The organism is Actinosynnema sp. ALI-1.44 (genome assembly GCF_001984155.1).
Classification (GTDB): domain Bacteria; phylum Actinomycetota; class Actinomycetes; order Mycobacteriales; family Pseudonocardiaceae; genus Kibdelosporangium.
Genome location: NZ_MTQO01000051.1, coordinates 232,632 through 247,671, shown reverse-complemented (window position 1 = coordinate 247,671; position 15,040 = coordinate 232,632). Strand labels below are relative to the sequence as shown.

The 15,040-nt window shown below is 67.0% G+C and carries 14 protein-coding genes and 2 pseudogenes; 7 read left to right on the top strand and 9 right to left on the bottom strand.

The annotated features are described in order from the left end of the window. Positions 1 to 61 precede the first annotated feature (61 nt). The 4 genes from ALI144C_RS36295 to ALI144C_RS57995 all read left to right on the top strand — a co-directional run bounded on the left by ALI144C_RS36295 (position 62) and on the right by ALI144C_RS57995 (position 4,148). On the top strand, positions 62 to 1,285 hold the full coding sequence (locus ALI144C_RS36295; protein ID WP_076992040.1) for an amidohydrolase family protein: 1,224 nt from the start codon (positions 62 to 64) through the stop codon (positions 1,283 to 1,285). Between the two features lie 21 nt (positions 1,286 to 1,306). Then, positions 1,307 to 3,589 carry a molybdopterin-dependent oxidoreductase gene (locus ALI144C_RS36290; RefSeq protein WP_076991743.1) on the top strand — a complete coding sequence of 761 codons (2,283 nt, stop codon included), beginning with the start codon at positions 1,307 to 1,309 and terminating at the stop codon, positions 3,587 to 3,589. A 96-nt stretch (positions 3,590 to 3,685) separates the two neighbouring features. Next, positions 3,686 to 3,973, top strand: coding sequence for a hypothetical protein (locus ALI144C_RS58000; RefSeq protein WP_076991742.1), 288 nt, complete (start codon positions 3,686 to 3,688; stop codon positions 3,971 to 3,973). Then, positions 3,960 to 4,148, top strand: a complete 189-nt coding sequence (locus ALI144C_RS57995; RefSeq protein ID WP_237774491.1) for an ANTAR domain-containing protein — start codon at positions 3,960 to 3,962, stop codon at positions 4,146 to 4,148. The genes ALI144C_RS58000 and ALI144C_RS57995 overlap by 14 nt, the downstream gene beginning before the upstream one ends. A gap of 6 nt (positions 4,149 to 4,154) precedes the next feature. Here ALI144C_RS57995 and ALI144C_RS36275 read toward each other — a convergent pair whose 3' ends face one another. The 3 genes from ALI144C_RS36275 to ALI144C_RS56890 form a co-directional block, all read right to left on the bottom strand. Continuing rightward, the gene (locus ALI144C_RS36275; RefSeq protein WP_168211436.1) at positions 4,155 to 5,621 is read right to left on the bottom strand and encodes a diguanylate cyclase domain-containing protein; all 1,467 of its coding nucleotides are present in this window, start codon (positions 5,619 to 5,621) and stop codon (positions 4,155 to 4,157) included. Between the two features lie 483 nt (positions 5,622 to 6,104). Continuing rightward, positions 6,105 to 6,833 carry an STAS domain-containing protein gene (locus ALI144C_RS36270; RefSeq protein ID WP_083753691.1) on the bottom strand — a complete coding sequence of 243 codons (729 nt, stop codon included), beginning with the start codon at positions 6,831 to 6,833 and terminating at the stop codon, positions 6,105 to 6,107. After that, complete coding sequence (locus ALI144C_RS56890; RefSeq protein ID WP_269086718.1) at positions 6,827 to 7,471, bottom strand: transposase; 645 nt, start codon at positions 7,469 to 7,471, stop codon at positions 6,827 to 6,829. The genes ALI144C_RS36270 and ALI144C_RS56890 overlap by 7 nt, the downstream gene beginning before the upstream one ends. 332 nt (positions 7,472 to 7,803) lie before the next feature. Here ALI144C_RS56890 and ALI144C_RS36260 point away from each other — a divergent pair, with 332 nt between their 5' ends. From ALI144C_RS36260 to ALI144C_RS36250, 3 genes and pseudogenes are all read left to right on the top strand, one after another. Continuing rightward, a complete protein-coding gene (locus ALI144C_RS36260; protein WP_083753690.1) occupies positions 7,804 to 8,589 on the top strand; it encodes a hypothetical protein in 786 nt (261 codons plus the stop codon). Positions 8,590 to 9,162: 573 nt separating this feature from the next. Then, the gene (locus tag ALI144C_RS36255) at positions 9,163 to 10,293 is read left to right on the top strand and encodes an HNH endonuclease signature motif containing protein (protein ID WP_168211435.1); all 1,131 of its coding nucleotides are present in this window, start codon (positions 9,163 to 9,165) and stop codon (positions 10,291 to 10,293) included. A 257-nt stretch (positions 10,294 to 10,550) separates the two neighbouring features. After that, positions 10,551 to 10,788 (top strand): annotated as a pseudogene (locus tag ALI144C_RS36250) (transposase); the annotation flags it as partial. A gap of 120 nt (positions 10,789 to 10,908) precedes the next feature. Here the strand turns inward: ALI144C_RS36250 and ALI144C_RS59230 are convergent. The 6 genes and pseudogenes from ALI144C_RS59230 to ALI144C_RS36215 all read right to left on the bottom strand — a co-directional run bounded on the left by ALI144C_RS59230 (position 10,909) and on the right by ALI144C_RS36215 (position 14,986). After that, a pseudogene (locus ALI144C_RS59230) lies at positions 10,909 to 12,260 on the bottom strand (CheR family methyltransferase). 384 nt (positions 12,261 to 12,644) lie between these two features. Continuing rightward, the gene (locus tag ALI144C_RS36235; RefSeq protein ID WP_076991737.1) at positions 12,645 to 13,244 is read right to left on the bottom strand and encodes a hypothetical protein; all 600 of its coding nucleotides are present in this window, start codon (positions 13,242 to 13,244) and stop codon (positions 12,645 to 12,647) included. A gap of 78 nt (positions 13,245 to 13,322) precedes the next feature. Further along, entirely contained in the window at positions 13,323 to 13,649 is a 327-nt protein-coding gene (locus ALI144C_RS36230) for a DUF1048 domain-containing protein (RefSeq protein ID WP_076991736.1), read from the bottom strand. 1 nt (position 13,650) lies between these two features. After that, positions 13,651 to 14,007: a DUF1048 domain-containing protein gene (locus ALI144C_RS36225; protein WP_076991735.1), complete on the bottom strand. Its 357-nt coding sequence runs from the start codon at positions 14,005 to 14,007 to the stop codon at positions 13,651 to 13,653. Next, positions 14,004 to 14,330 carry a PadR family transcriptional regulator gene (locus ALI144C_RS36220; protein ID WP_076991734.1) on the bottom strand — a complete coding sequence of 109 codons (327 nt, stop codon included), beginning with the start codon at positions 14,328 to 14,330 and terminating at the stop codon, positions 14,004 to 14,006. The genes ALI144C_RS36225 and ALI144C_RS36220 overlap by 4 nt, the downstream gene beginning before the upstream one ends. A 74-nt stretch (positions 14,331 to 14,404) precedes the next feature. Next, a complete protein-coding gene (locus ALI144C_RS36215) occupies positions 14,405 to 14,986 on the bottom strand; it encodes a TetR/AcrR family transcriptional regulator (protein ID WP_076991733.1) in 582 nt (193 codons plus the stop codon). Positions 14,987 to 15,040: the final 54 nt, after the last annotated feature.

The window sequence follows — 15,040 nt, the reverse complement described above, 5'->3', positions numbered from 1 at the left end:
ACGCTAACTATATAGCTTCAGGTATGTAAATCTGGATCGGACCCGAAACGAGGTGGCCACCGTGGCCGTCACCGCAATCACCGGCGCCCAGGTCTTCGACGGCGAGAAGGCCATCGGAGTGCGCACCGTCGTCATCGACGGCGGTCGGATTCGCCAGGTCGGTGGCGAACCACCCGCGGGCGCCGACGTCGTCGACGGCCGGGGAGCGACCCTGCTGCCCGGACTCATCGACGCGCACGTGCACTCCGCCCCCGGTTCGCTGGCGCTGGCCCTCCGGTTCGGCGTGACCACCGAACTGGAGATGCAGGGAACGAACACCCGGGCGAACCGCGGGCACATCTCCGCCGACGACAGCGTGGCCGACGTCCGCTCGGCCGGGTTCGGCATCACGCCGCCGGGCGGGCACCCGAGCGAGCTGATCCCGGACGGATTCCGCCCACCGTGGCAGCAGCCGACCGTCCCGCCGGTGCTGCCCTTCGCCACCACGCCGCACCAGGCGGCCGCGTTCGTCCCGCAGTTGCTCGCGGGCGGCTCGGACTACATCAAGTTCATGATCGACGACGGCAGCGTCGAGGGGCATCCCGGACTGCCCATGCTCGACCAGGCGACCCTCGACGCGGGCGTCGCCGAAGCCCGGAAGTACGGTGCTCTGACCGTCGCGCACGCCCTGACGCTGGACGCCACCAGGATGGCCGTCGACGCCGGTGTCGACGGGTTGGCCCACGTGTTCATGGATCGGCCGCACACCAAGGAGATCGTCGACCTGATCGCCGGGGCGGGGATGTTCGTCGTGCCCTGCGTCTGCCTGAACGCGTCCATGATGGGCATCGGCGGGGGTGAACTCGCCGACGACCCACGAGTGGCGGGCAGGCTCGACGCGAAATGGGACGAAACGCTTCGATCCAGCTACAACCGTTATCCACAGGGAAAGCTCGAAGACGTCCACGACACCGTGCGGGCACTGGCCGACGCCGGAGTGGACATCCTCGCCGGCACCGACTCCTCCATGGCGGAAACCTTCTTCGGCGGCGTGGCACACGGCGCCAGCCTCCACCACGAACTGCAGTACCTCGTCACCGCGGGCCTTACCCCGCAACAAGCCTTGCGCGCCGCGACGGCGACCACCGCGCGCCGCTTCGGCCTGAGCGACCGAGGGCGTGTCGCGGAAGGACTCCGCGCCGACTTGCTGCTGGTCGACGGTGATCCGACCACGAACATCGGTGACACCCTCAACACCCGCGTGATCTGGCGCCGGGGCACCCGAACTCGTTGGCAAGGACGGTGACGAGCGGGTTTACTGGAAACCATGATCGCTCACTTGACCCACTGGGGCGCGTTCGTGGCAAGCACCGACGGTGAGTCACTCACTTCAGTCCGACCGTGGCCAGGTGATCCCGATCCGACGCCGTTGATCGACAACGTCGCCTCCGCCCAGCACCACTCGGCACGCATCAGCCAGCCGCACGTCCGCCGCGGCTGGCTTGAGCACGGGCCGGGCACACCTGGCCGGGGGCGCGACACCTACGTGCCGGTGTCCTGGGAGACCGTGCTGGACCTGCTCGCGGAGGAACTCCGCCGGGTGTACCGGGATCACGGCCCGGACGCGGTGTACGGCAGCTCATACGGTTGGGCCAGCGCGGGTCGCTTCCACCACGCGCAGAGCCAGTTGCACCGGTTTCTCAACACATTGGGCGGATATGTCCGGCATGTCGGTTCTTACTCGCTGGGCACCGCGCATACCTTCCTGCCGCACGTGATCGGCGACGCGATCTGGTTGATGGACCGGAGCACGTCGCATGAGGTGCTGGCCGACCAGACCGAACTGATCGTCGCGTTCGGCGGCATCTCGCCGAAGAACAGCGTGACCTCCCCCGGCGGGGTGACGCGGCACAACACCCGGTCGTGGGTGTCCGCCGCGAGGGCGAACGGCTGCCGGTTCGTCTCAGTCAGTCCGCTGCGCGACGACACGCCCGCCGAGGCTCAGGCCGAATGGCTGGCGCCCCGGCCGGGCACCGACGCCGCGGCGCAACTCGCCCTCGCCTTCGTGCTCGACCAGGAAGGGTTGGCCGACAAGGAGTTCCTCGACCGGTACACCGTCGGCTTCGACCGTTTCGCCGACTACCTGCGTGGTGTCACCGACGGTGTGCCGAAGACGCCCGAGTGGGCCGAGCCGATCACCGGCCTGCCCGCCACGCGGTTGCGGGAACTGGCCAGGCAGATGGCCGCGTCGCGGACGCTGGTCACGGTGAGCTGGTCGATGCAGCGCATCCAGCACGGCGAGCAGCCGATGTGGCTGGGCATCGTGCTCGCCGCCATGCTCGGGCAGTTCGGCCTGCCCGGCGGGGGCTTCGGGTTCGGTTACGGCTCCGTCGGGGGCGTCGGGCGCCCTATGCGATCCCATTCCGTGCCCGTACTGCCCCAGGGCGTCAACGGCAGCGAGCAGTTCATCCCGGTCGCCCGGATCGCGGACATGCTGCTGAACCCCGGCGCGGAGTACGACTTCAACGGCGAGCGCCGCCGCTACCCGGACATCAAACTCGTGTACTGGGCGGGCGGCAACCCGTTCCACCACCACCAGGACCTGGCCCGGCTGCGGGAGGCGTTCGACCGGACGGACACCGTCGTGGTGCACGATCCGTTCTGGAGCGCGACGACGCGGCACGCCGACATCGTCATTCCGTCCACAATGTCCATTGAACGCGACGATTTCGGGGCAGGGCAAGGAGATACCCGGTTCCTGCCGATGCCCGCGCTGACCGCGCCACACGGCAGCGCCCGCGACGACTACGACACGTTCACCGAACTGGCCGGGCGGCTCGACGTGGCGAAGGAGTTCACCGAGGGCCGCACCAGCGGCGAATGGCTGCGCCACCTCTACCAGGAATGGCAGGACCGAACGACAGAACTCGGCCACGACTACCCCGGGTTCGACTCGTTCATGACCGGCGACGGCATCGAACTGCCGGTGCTCGACGCCAAGCAGGTGTCGCTGGCGGACTTCCGGGCCGATCCGGACGCCCATCCCCTGCGCACACCGAGCGGCAGGATCGAGATCCACTCGGAGACCATCGCCGGGTTCGGGTATCAGGACTGCCAGGGGCACCCGATGTGGCGCGAGCCGGACGAGTGGCTCGGCAGCCCGCGCGCCGCGGACTTCCCGTTCCACCTCGTCGCCAACCAGCCGAAAGCCCGCCTGCACAGCCAACTCGACATCGGCGCGCACAGCGCGAGCACCAAGATCGACGGCCGTGAACCGGTCCGGATGCACCCCGCCGACGCCGAGGCCGCCGGTCTGACCGCGGGCTCGATCGTGCGGCTGCACAACGAGCACGGGAGCTGCCTGGCCGGGCTCGTGCTCAGCGAGGACGTGCGGCGCGGTGTGCTGCAGCTGTCCACGGGAGCCTGGTACGACCCAGACCCGCGGGACCCGTCGTTCTGCCGGGGCGGCAACCCCAACGTCCTGACCACCGACCGCCCCAGCTCACAGCTGTCCCAGGCCTGTACCGGGCAGCACGCGCTGGTTGCCATCGAGGCGTTCGCCGGTCCGTTGCCGCCGTCCGGCGTGCACCACCCACCGGTGGACCGTTGACGCGTCGACCACATCGTCCACATGGACATACGGGCCTCGGCGGTGATCAGCTCGGGCGCCGCTGACCGCACCCACCGCGGCACAAGAGTGTGACCGATGAACGCACGCGAGAACCTGCACAGCTCCACCCAGGCGAACATCGAAACCGCGGCCGAAGCGCTGACGGCGGCGCAGCGCCACGCCGAAGACGCTCGCAGGAGCGCGAAACAGGGTTACCTGCGGGCGATCGATGCCCATGAACGCGCCGCCGAGCGGCACGACCTGGCAGCCGACATGCGGATCGGCGATGTCTCCGAACACCGGCGACGTGCGGCCGAGCACCGCGCGCAGGCGGCTGCCGACCGTGCCACGCTCGCGTCGGAGTTCGACGATGTCGTTGACTGAGGCCGCAACAGCACCGGTCCTCCGCCATGCCGAGTTGGCCAAGGCGATCGACAGGCGCGACGTGACCGGCCGGGCCCAGGAGATCCTGACGCGCCGCCGGGGCATCCCCGCCGACGAGGCCTTCGGCCTGGTGCGCCGCGCCTCCCGTGACCTCGACGCCACACTGGCCGAGTGAGCCGGGCTACCGGCCAGGTCGACCGACCGCGACGATGTCCGCGCCGAGTTCCTGCCACCGCTCCGCGTCGTGCCACGTCGCCAAGCCGTCCACGATGACCGACGCCCCCGCCGACCGCACGACGTCCAGGACGTGCGGCAGCGCTCTGCACGTCAGCAAGCCCGGCTGACGCAGACGGCGGTCGAGCCGGACCGCACTGATCGGCAACGCCTCCAGGAACGCGATGTCCGCAAGACCGAAGTCACGGATCTCGATACCCACGCCGATGTCGGCCAACGACATCAGCCAGTCGCCCGCGGGCACGCTCAGGTACAGCCGATCGAGGCGCCTGCTTGTCCCCGTCGTGATCCGCTCGATCTCCACGGGGTCGGGGGCAGGCACGGCGACGTGCACCGGCAGGTCGGGACCGGCCGCGCAGACCTCGCGCAACAGCCAGTTCTCCACATCCTGGACCCGGTCCCACTCCGAGGACTCGGCGGACGCGAGCACCGCGTCGTAGCCGACTGGTTGCCTGCCCCGCAGCTCGTGCAACGGCCGGTACGCCACGGCCGTCCGCCCGGCCCGCAGTACCTCGGCAGTGGCGTGTTCCCGGTCGTCCGGGCCGAACAGCCACCACCGGCCCGGGCCCAGGCCACGGGCACGTGTCAACGCCAACTCGGCCGCGTCGAGCACAGCCGCGGGACTCGCACCGGTGGTACTGACCACGCCGATGGCGGCGGTCACCACGACTTCGTGACCGGAGACCTCGATCGGCGGCCGCAGTGCGTCCCGCAGGTGCCGCACGATCATCTCCGGCTGCGTGAGCGGCATCAGCACGGCGAAGTCGTCGGCACCGAACCGGGCCACCATGGTGTGCTCGGCGGCCACCGCGGCCCGCAGCCGTTGTGCCACGTGCATCAGCACCGCGTCACCGGTCCGCCTGCCCAGTCGTCCCGTGAGCGCGGTGAAACCGTCCAGGTCGAGATGGCAGACCGTGACGCCGCGGTGCAACTCGGTCTCCAGGGTGGAGGTGAAGTACTGCCTGTTGGGCAACCCGGTCAGCATGTCGTGCAATGCCATGTGCGCCATGCGGTCCTGCAGCAACCGCAGTTCGCTGCGGTCTTCGAACACGACCACGTACGCGTCCGGCTGTGCCCGCGTCAACGTCATCCGCGTCCAGACGATCTCGCCGTCCTTGCCGACGAGTTGTTGTGGCCGTTCGAGACGCCGGGTGCTGCCGGCGACCAGGGAACGGAACAACCCGGCGTCGGCCGGGAGGACCACGTCGAACAGGGTGCGATCAGCGAGCTCGCCCCGCTCGTAGCCGAGGACGGCCCGGAACACCTCGTTCACACGCAGGAACCGCCCGTCCCGGTCGACCAGTACGACCGCCGAGACGCACCCGTCGAGCACGTGCTCCAGTTCCGCCGAGACTTCCCCGAGCTGGCGCTGCACGTCACCGAGTGCGGCTTCGGTCGCCACAGCGGTTCGCACGTTCCGGTCGTGCTCGCGTCGACTCATCCGCGGAATGCCCGAAAGGGAAAAATCAGTTTACCGACAAAACTGCGTCGCGGTCGCACGGAACTGTCATCTCCCGGATTGGTGATGAAAGCGGAGACTCCATGCTACATCCGCCGAGCCTCTTCGATGGCCATCCGCGGGCCATCCAACGGGTGACTCGATCGTTCATGTCGCAACGGGTTTATCCCTCACCGAAGCACGACAGGATGAAAACTGGACAACAACAAATCATGAATGGTTTTTCTGGTTCCGCGTCGCAGCGCGGTGCAGGTCCTCCAGCGCGTCCGGAACCACTGTCCGGATATGCCAGTCCAACCAGGCTGCCGCTTCCGCCAGAACATGACCGAGCCGGGCCCGCCGCAGCTGGGACGGCTCGAAGCCGCGTTCGGTGTGCAAACGAACTCTCGTTAACCGGTTACGAGCGATCCGGCCAGCCTACCGTGCCGCAGACACGCGTCAGTCGACTGATTTCAGTCGTGGGCTGGCACTTCGGGACGTCCCGAGAACCGCCCACACGGTTTTCCGGCCTGCCACCTGATCAGGCACACAACCCCACGTCTTCACCAACTGCGTGACCAGCCGCATCCCTCTGGCGGCATTGACGACATCACTTCCGGGATCGACGAGCACGGCGGGCTCCGGGCTGTCATCGCCGACCGCGACAGTGAGCAGGTTTCGCCGCAGGTCCAGCCGCAGCCGCGCTTCCGAAGACGTGTGGTCGACGGTGTTCTGCAGGAGTTCTGAGGCGACGTGCACGGCGTCCTGCGTCACGTCGACCGGCAGCGCCCAGTCCGCGCAAATCCGGCGTACGAACTGCCGGGCGGCGCGGGGACCGGCCAGGTGATGCGGAAAGGTGCGGGACGCACGTTTGCGCGGCAGTGGCCGATCCAGGTTGGCCAACGCCTCATGCACGCTCTCGAACACGCCGACATATCGTCGAATGGCCGCGCGCCGGAGAAGTTCGCCATGCGCGGGACCGGTGGCCACCAGGATCGGGGTCGCCGGCCAGTCGCTGATTCGTAACCAGACCGTGGTGAACACGCTCAAGGCGCTACCCTCCGCGATCACGACAGCGCTGAGATCCACGATCAACGCCTGAGGGCCTTCGACGGCGCATTTGAGCATGGTGTCCCGGAGAAGGCGGTACGTGGAGTGGCCGAGGACGCCTTCCGGTCGGATCACCACGCACTGGTCGCGTCCTTCGACATGACATCGCAACTGGTGTTCAACCCACATTCTGTCAACCCCCAGCTCACGCCATCGGCCGGACTTGACGTTGAGGCCCAGGACTGCAGCCGCATGGACATGTACTGTTGTCCTTGTCGCGTTCCCCAGCACATCCGCGACAAACATCGCGCCTGACCACCGGCCGGATTCGTCCGCAGGGCTAGCCTCAAGGCCGTGAAGTTTGGACGGTTGTGGTGATTGTCAAGGGTCTGGCAGGGCGAGGAGGTCGATGCTGACTCGAGGTCCGGGTGGGTGGCGGTGGCCTCGGTCATCGCGGTGCGCAGCAGTTGGTAGGTCACGAACAGTGCGTAGATCTCCTGTTCGATGCCGACGGGGGTGCGGGCGCGCAGAACTCGCCCGCCCAGGATGCTGGATTTCAGTTCCAGGTAGGCGGTTTCGATCTCCCATCGCTGGTGATAGAGCCGGATCAGCTCGGTCGCGGGGTAGCGGTGGTGGTCGAGCAGGGTGGTGGCCAGCCGGTAGACACCGGTGTGGCGGCGTCCGGCGGTGGTGGTGATGGTGATCTCGCAGTCGATGCCGCGCACCCGCAGAGTGCCGAGTGTGGACAGGCAGGAGCCGTCCGGGTAGCGGGCCAATACCGGTGTGGTGCGGCTGTTTTCAGGCGTACCAGCAGTTCGGTTCCGGTCGCGGCGATCTGGCTGAGGAGGTTGTGGGCGGCGAAGTTGCGGTCGGCCAGCAGGAACATGCCCGGTCGCAGGCTGCGCAGCAGGCGGGCCACAGTGATCATGCGGGTGATGACAGACTTGGTGTCCAACGGAGTTCTTGCTGATTGGTGATCTTGGTCGACACCGTTCTAGCAGGAACTCCGTTGCCCGTTTCAGACGGCTTGCGCACTGTCCTCCAGCCCTAACTTCACGGCCTTGGGGCTAGCCTGGTACCTGTAGCAGGTTCCTGTTCTGGAGGGGTCATGGCCGACCGACCGCAGCACGACAGCCGGTCGCCGATCGAAGTCCTGACCTCGTCGCAGATCGGGAGTTGCGTCGTGCGACCGCTCGGCGTCCTCGACAGCACCACCTACCGGACGCTGCGCGACGCGCTCGTCAAACTCGCCGTCGAGGAGCCCGATGCCCTCGTCGTCGACCTCGACGAACTGGACATCGCCCAGGAGAGCGTGCTGACCGTCTTCTCATCGGTGTGGATGCGGGTCAGCGAGTGGCCAGGGGTGCCGATCCTGCTCGCAGGCGGTCGCCCGCACCAGCAGCCGCTGTTGGCGGGAGCCATCGTCCGCTACACCCCGCGCTACCCGACAGTGGCCGCGGCACTGGCCGCGGTCGGCAGTCCACCACCGCGCCGGCGTGCCGTTCTCGAACTCGACGCCGGTGCCACGGACTCCCGGGTCGCCCGTGCGTTCACCGACCAGGTCTGCCGGGAATGGCACCTGTCCGACTACCGGATGGAGGCCATGGCCGTGGCCAACGAACTAGTCGACAACGTCACAGACCATGCGGGCACCGGTTGCCGGCTCCGACTGGAGTTGCGCGACCGCATGCTGACCGTCGCCGTACGAGACGGCAGCCCGCGCAAGGCCGCTGTGCGCGAACGTCTCGGAGGCGATTGGATGGGCAACGGGCTGCGCATCGTCGCGGGGATCGCGTACACCTGGGGGTGCACGCCGGACCTTGACGGCGGCAAGGTCGTCTGGGCGGTCGTGCGGTGTTCGCCGCCTACGGACAGGCGCCACGACGCGCCCTAAGAGTTCCTGACAAGTTGATCACTTTGGTCGCGTAACCCCGGCCGGGCGGCCGGGGTGTGGCAGCGGTTGCACGAGACGCTTGTGGCTGGGCTGAACGCGGGAGGCTGGACTGGTCGCCGACGGTGTTCGACAGTTCGCATGCGGGGGCGCCCTTACCGCCGTCCCGACGCGCTTTACGCCGACCGTGCCCATGACTCCAGGGCCCGGCGTGATCAGATGGGTTGCGCAGCGCGCGATCGCACATCCGATGGGAACGCCGTCACAATCTTCTGTCAGGGACTCTGAATCAACACACAACGGGCTGGTACGTAACCAACACAATGCACCCAGCGCCGGAAACCGAACCCCCGGCTGGAAACCGCACTCCAACGCAACCAACGACGCTGACGCGATCAGACATTATCCGTTAAACTCAGCCCCGGCGACAAGCAGGCCACAAGTAGGCAGACCGTAACTCAACCGTGGCCCACGCTGGTCAAATAGCACTGTTTCCGATAGACTGGACTTATGCTCGAACAGCTCGCTGTTCCATTCCGTCCGGTAGGTCAACCACCACACATCCCGCTCACCGAGATGACACGGGATGAGGTTCTTGACTATGTGGTGGATCGTCACCGGCGTCGTAACCAGATCGACGGCGAAATCGTGCAGGCGTATGCCCGGTTCGCGGAACTGACCCCACCGCGGCGCAGCGGAATCACGATCGGAGACGGCGCGGCGGAAGAGATCGCGTTGGAACTGGCGGTCAGCCCGAACACCACCGCCAAACATTTGCACGAGGCCCAGGAGTTGGTGACCCGTCTGCCGGGGACGGTGTCGGCGCTGACCACCGGCGAGATCGACGTCATGCGAGCCAAAGCCGTGCGCGAGTACACCGCCGAATTGGACGACGACCAGGCCGCACACGTGGAGAAACGGGTGTTGGCGGGCGGGAAGCAAGAGAACCTGACCCGGTTCAAACACGTCCTGCGGCGGGAAGTCATCCGCGCGGACCCACAGTGCGCCGAACAGCGCCGGTTGGCGGTGAAGACGCAGCGGGATGTCACCCGATGGCACCGGGCCGACGGGACCTCAAGTCTCACCGTCCACCTGCAGCCACACGAGGCCGAGTTGGCGTACCAGCACATCAACCTGCTCGCCGGACACGCCACAGGCGCAGGCCGGAACCTCGCGACGGCGCGGGCTGATGTGTTCATGGACCTGATCAGCGGCAAACAGGTCGACCGGCCGTCGGTGAGTGTGAACGTGGTAGTGCCGATGACCACGTTGATGGGATTGAACCAGCAACCCGGAGAAATCAGCGGGATCGGGCCCATCACCGCCGAGTACGCGCGAGAACTGGCCCAGAACGCCACCTGGCGACGGATGATCACCGACCCCACCGGGCAGGTACTGGAAGTGTCTCGGCGACGGTTCGCCTCACCCGGGTTGACGCGGTTCGTCCAGGCGCGCGACCGGGTGTGTCGGCAGCCTGGGTGCGCGGTGGTGGCACAGCGGTGCGAAGTGGATCATTCAGTCCCCTACGCCGAGGGTGGCGTGACCGGGGTGGGGAACGTCGCGATGTTGTGCAAGCGCCACAATTTGATGCGGCAGCGCACTACCTGGCGGATGGATCAGGTGATGCCCGGGGTGCTGGCGTTCACCACTCCCGGGCGAAGGACTGTGCTTACCACGCCCGTTGGGTATGACGTTCCGCCGTTTTAGATGCCTGCTTTCCAGCGGTGGCCACGGTTGAGTTACGGTCTGCCTACTTATGGCCTGCTTGTCGCCGGGGCTGGTTTTAACGGATAATGTCTGATTGCTTTGCGCTGTTGGTTGCGTTGGAGCGCGGTTTCCAGCCAGGGGTTCGGTTTCCGGCGCTGGGTGCACTGTGTTGGTTACGTACCAGCCCGTTGTGTGGTGGTATGGAGTTCCTAACAAGTTGATCACTTGTGGTGCCTGAAGGCTCATGATCGTTGTTCGGGTTCGGGTCCTGCTGGCGGCGGCTGGCGGAGTGGAACGAGGCCGGGAGGCTGGACTGGTCGCGGGCGGCGCGCCGTGGCCCAAAGCGGGCCGAGTCCAGTCGATCGCGCCCGGACAGGCTCCAAGCACCACGTGATCACCGAAGGCGGCGGCATCCCGCTGACGGTCAGCCTGACCGGTGGCAACGTCAATGACGTCACACAACTCCTCCCGCTGGTCGGGGCAATCCCGCCAGTATCACGGCATGCGGCGCCTGCGCATCCGATGGGAACGCTGCGCTGACATCCACGAGGTGTTCCTCGGTCTGTCCACATGCGTGATCTGCTACCGGCACGTCAAAACCTTCTGTTAGGAACTCTAGGAGCTCTGGTCGGGTATGTCCGCCGATTCCATCACGAGGATCGCGCCACCGGTTGCCTCGATCGGGCCACGCAGAGCGCCCACCACCACGCGGATGACGGTCTTTCGCCCCTTGCGGTTCACCGCGTCCAACATGAGGGCCTCCTCGAAAGCCGGGTCGGCCATGGCCGACCGGACCGAGGACCGCAGCTCGCCCACCGGCAGGCCGATGTCGAGGTTGAGCAGGTGCTCCCCCACCGCCTCGTCGCGACGCAGGCCCCGCAGGTCCTCCGCGCCGCGGTTCCACACCAGCACGGACCGACGTCAGGATCGACTCGAGGAAGTCGTTTACCTCGTCCAACTCCGCGCTGCGGTCGCGCAAGGTGTCGTTGATGTCGTCGGCGGTCGGCGGGTCGCTGCGCAGGCGCCGTTCGGTGATGCGGACACAGCAGGGGGCGGCCGATGTCCCGCGAGGACAGGCCGAAAATCATCTCCGCCTGCTGGTTGATCAGTGCCACGGTGTCGTCGCCGGTCACCACCACCTGCGCGACCGGGCTCGCGGAGAACGCGTGCTCCCGCAGTTCACCGAGGCCGCCGATGTCGTTGTGGCGGTCGTGCACGAACGCCTGGGACACGAGGTGCCCGAGGCCGATGGGCGTTCCGGGGGTCTTGCGGAACACGCGGCGTTTGAGGTCGAGCGGGTCGAAGATCAGCGTGTTGCGGCACACCAGCAGGTCGATGCGGGAGATCGGCGCGTCCTGCACCAGGTCGTTGCGCCCGAAGATGACCGAGCGACGCAGGTCCTTGCGGAAGATGTACCTGCTGCCGTGCAGCTCGAAGTACTGCTCGATCTGCTCGTCGGTGAGGTTCGCCAGGTCGTTCTGGGCGTAGGAGGCTTGCCGCGCCGGTCAACGCCTCCTCGTCGACGTCCGTGGCGTAGATCTTGACCCGCTGGCGGAACAGCTCGGGTCCGAGTGCGTCGGCGAGCATCATCGCCAGGCTGTAGGCCTCCTGGCCGGAGGCGCAGCCCGCGCTCCACACCCGGATCTGGTCCTCCGGGCCACGCTCGGCCAGCAGCGCGGGCATGACCTCACCGCGCAGGTAGTCCCATGCCTCGCGATCGCGGAAGAAGCTGGTGACGTTGATCAGGATGGTGTTGAACAGCGCACCGAATTCGTCCGCGTTCGCCTGCAGCAGGTCGATGTACTCGCCGAAGTCCTGCCGACCTGCGACATCCGCCGCAGCACGCGGCGGGCCAGGCTCCTGCGCTTGTAGCCGGTGAAGTCGAAACCGCGAGTTTCCTTCACGTAGTCGAACACGGCTTCGAACTGACCGTTGGCGTCGGGCGGAACACATCCACGGAGACACAGATTATTCCCTGGTCACCGGTCTACCGACGACCACCGCTCCGCACAGTGACGGATGCGGGGAATCACCGCGCGATGGCTCACTGCTCGGTGTCGACCTGGGGGTTCGGCAGGGCGGTCAGCCGTTCACGCAGTACGTCAGCGGCCTTGTTCGTCTCCTCGATCGTGCGACCGCCGGTGGCAGGCTCGAGACCAGCGCTTTCAGCGCCTCCACACCCCCCGCCGAAGCGCCTACCACGACCATGTCGCGGTGCTGCGGCGACACAGCGACCACCTCATCTCCTCGCGCGGTCACAACCCGATCTCCCGGAAGTACCCGCGCTGCCCGAATGAACGCGCACTCTCATGGAAATCCCGGAGTGCTCCGCAAGTCGACGAGCGCGGGAGTCAGGGCAGCCGGTCGTACAGGAGTGTGAGCATGGCCGCGGTCTCGGTGCCGCGGGAGTTGACCCAGACGAGGAACCGGCCCTTGCTGGCGTAGTAGTAGGTCTCGTAGCGGTACGAGCCGGGGATCTCGGGGACACCGGGTCCGATCTCCCCCGGTTTGGCCGACCGCCGCTCACGGACGAGGAAGTCGCAGGCGCCCGTGGCCGATCCGAACCACTGGACGGTGTAGGTCTCGAAGGGATCCTCGGCGCGGCCCGCGGTCGCGTCATCACCGCGGAACACGACCTGGGCCTGCATCCCGAACTCCGCCTTGGCGAAAACGGCACGGGTTTCCTCGTTGCCGTGTTCCAGATCGATCATCTGCTCCCGGCTCTTGACCGAGATGTCGGGGCGGTCGAGGCCGGATTGCCGGGCCTCAGTGGGCAACAACGCCCGCAACGCCTGCTCGGAGGAATGCAGCACGCTGGAGGCCGTTTTGCCCGGGCAGGCGGGATCGGGCAACTCGTCGGGGCCGTCGGCCGTGGCAGTGCCTTCCGTCACCTGAGTGCACGCCGACAGGACCAGCGCAGTGCCGAGGACCAGCACGGTGCGACAGAACATGAGCAGATCCTGGCGTCGCGGTCGGGTGCACACCAGGTCATGCACCGGCCATCTATGGCCGGTTGGCCACTTCGAGTGCTACTTCCCGGCGGCGCCGGGCTTGCCGCTGAGAGATTCCTGATAGATGTCCGCGTAGGTGCGCGAGTCCTTGATCAGGTCGTCGCAGAACGCCGCGACGTCGGTGCCGGTCAACTCGAGGACACCCTTGCCCGCCGCCACGCCCTCCTCGAAGAAGTCGACGATCCCCGAGAGCAGCGACCCTTCGGTCAGTTCGACCGGCCCGACCTTGAAGAAGTACTTCTGCATCTCCTTGTAGACGATCTGGTAGTCCCGTGGCAGCGCCTTGACCCTGGCCATGTGCGCACGCCACTGCCTCTTGCCTTCGATGATGTCCTGGATACCCACGTCACCCTCCCAGTTGGCCCAGTTTCCGCGCGACGTTCCTGTTCAGCTGCGCACGCCAGCGGTCGCGGAAGGTCCTGGCTCCTTCGCCGCCAGCCAGTGCCGCGCAGAAACCGGCGATGTCGTCCCCCAGCACCTCGTGCACGCTCTGCCCCTCGGCCGCCGTTTCCTCGAGCAGCCCGAGGACACCGTCGAGAATCGGCATCAGGTTGCGGCCGGTGAAGTCCCCGTAGGGCAGGAGGTGGAACGCCACCTTCTCCCACGCCGCCCGGTAGTCGGCGGGCAACGCCGCGGCCCTGGCTTCGAACGCCTTCCACTCCCTGGTGAGATCGCTCCCCGTGATGGTTTCCCAGAAGCTCATTCCCCGCCCTCCTTGAGCTTGTCGATCCGAGATGAGACGTACGCCCATTTCGCCCAGAACGTCGCGAGTTGTTCACGCCCCGCGTCGTTGAGGGTGTAGAACTTGCGCGGCGGACCCAACCCGGACGGTCGTTTCGTGACCTGGACGAGCCCGTTCTTCTCCAGTCGCAACAGGATCGTGTACACCGTTCCCTCGATGACGTCGACGAAGCCGAGTTCGTTCAGCCGACGCGTGATGGCGTACCCGTAGGTCTCCTCGCTGCCGATGATCTGGAGCACACAGCCCTCCAGCGTGCCCTTCAACATCTCCGTCAGGTCGTCCATCCCGGTCCTCTTCGCCGTTCCGGTACTCGGTGGCACCGAGTACCACTATACAGTACCACCGAGTAGTCGGAATGTCAGCAGGCCGGGCGCACCCGCCCGAGCGCCAGCGCTCTGTCCACAAGGGACTTCGCGTAGTCCTCGGTGAGCGGCCGAAAATCCATCAACACGCGCAGGTACAACGGGGCGAGCACGATCTCGTACAGTTCGTCCACAGTGGGTGTGGGCTCACCGCGCTCACGCGCCCGCGCCAGCACAGCGCCCAACTCGCCACGACGGTGCTCCAGGTGGTGCTCGCGCAGCGCTCGGACCTCGTCACTCACCGGCAAGGTCATCACCATCGACCGCAGCAGCATCGCGCCGTTCTCCGACGGGATGTCGTGGGACGCCTTGACCGCCCACGCGTACAGGTCACCCCGCAGCGAGCCGGTGTCGGCGAGCGGCGCCCCGGTGGAGATCGAGTTCATGGTCATGTCGGCCATCAGGGCGTCCAGGGTTCCCCAGCGCCGGTACAGCGTGGCCCGGTTCACCCCGGAGCGTTCGGCGATGTCGGAGAGGGTGACCTCACCGATCCCGCGCTCCCGAGCCAGGTCCGCCGCCGCGGCCAGCGCCGCTTCGCGCACCCGGGCGTTGCGTCCGCCTGGTCGTCGTTCGATCACAGTGTGAGCTTACAGCGACATCTGTTGCATTAGAGCGTGACTCGCAGTAGCGTG

Coding starts and splice junctions, on each gene's coding strand:
- ALI144C_RS36290 (WP_076991743.1), top strand. CDS start 1,307: ATGATCGCTCACTTGACCCACTGGGGCGCGTTCGTGGCAAGCACCGAC.
- ALI144C_RS58000 (WP_076991742.1), top strand. CDS start 3,686: ATGAACGCACGCGAGAACCTGCACAGCTCCACCCAGGCGAACATCGAA.
- ALI144C_RS57995 (WP_237774491.1), top strand. CDS start 3,960: ATGTCGTTGACTGAGGCCGCAACAGCACCGGTCCTCCGCCATGCCGAG.
- ALI144C_RS36260 (WP_083753690.1), top strand. CDS start 7,804: ATGGCCGACCGACCGCAGCACGACAGCCGGTCGCCGATCGAAGTCCTG.
- ALI144C_RS36255 (WP_168211435.1), top strand. CDS start 9,163: ATGACACGGGATGAGGTTCTTGACTATGTGGTGGATCGTCACCGGCGT.
- ALI144C_RS36235 (WP_076991737.1), bottom strand. CDS start 13,244: ATGTTCTGTCGCACCGTGCTGGTCCTCGGCACTGCGCTGGTCCTGTCG.
- ALI144C_RS36225 (WP_076991735.1), bottom strand. CDS start 14,007: ATGAGCTTCTGGGAAACCATCACGGGGAGCGATCTCACCAGGGAGTGG.
- ALI144C_RS36220 (WP_076991734.1), bottom strand. CDS start 14,330: ATGGACGACCTGACGGAGATGTTGAAGGGCACGCTGGAGGGCTGTGTG.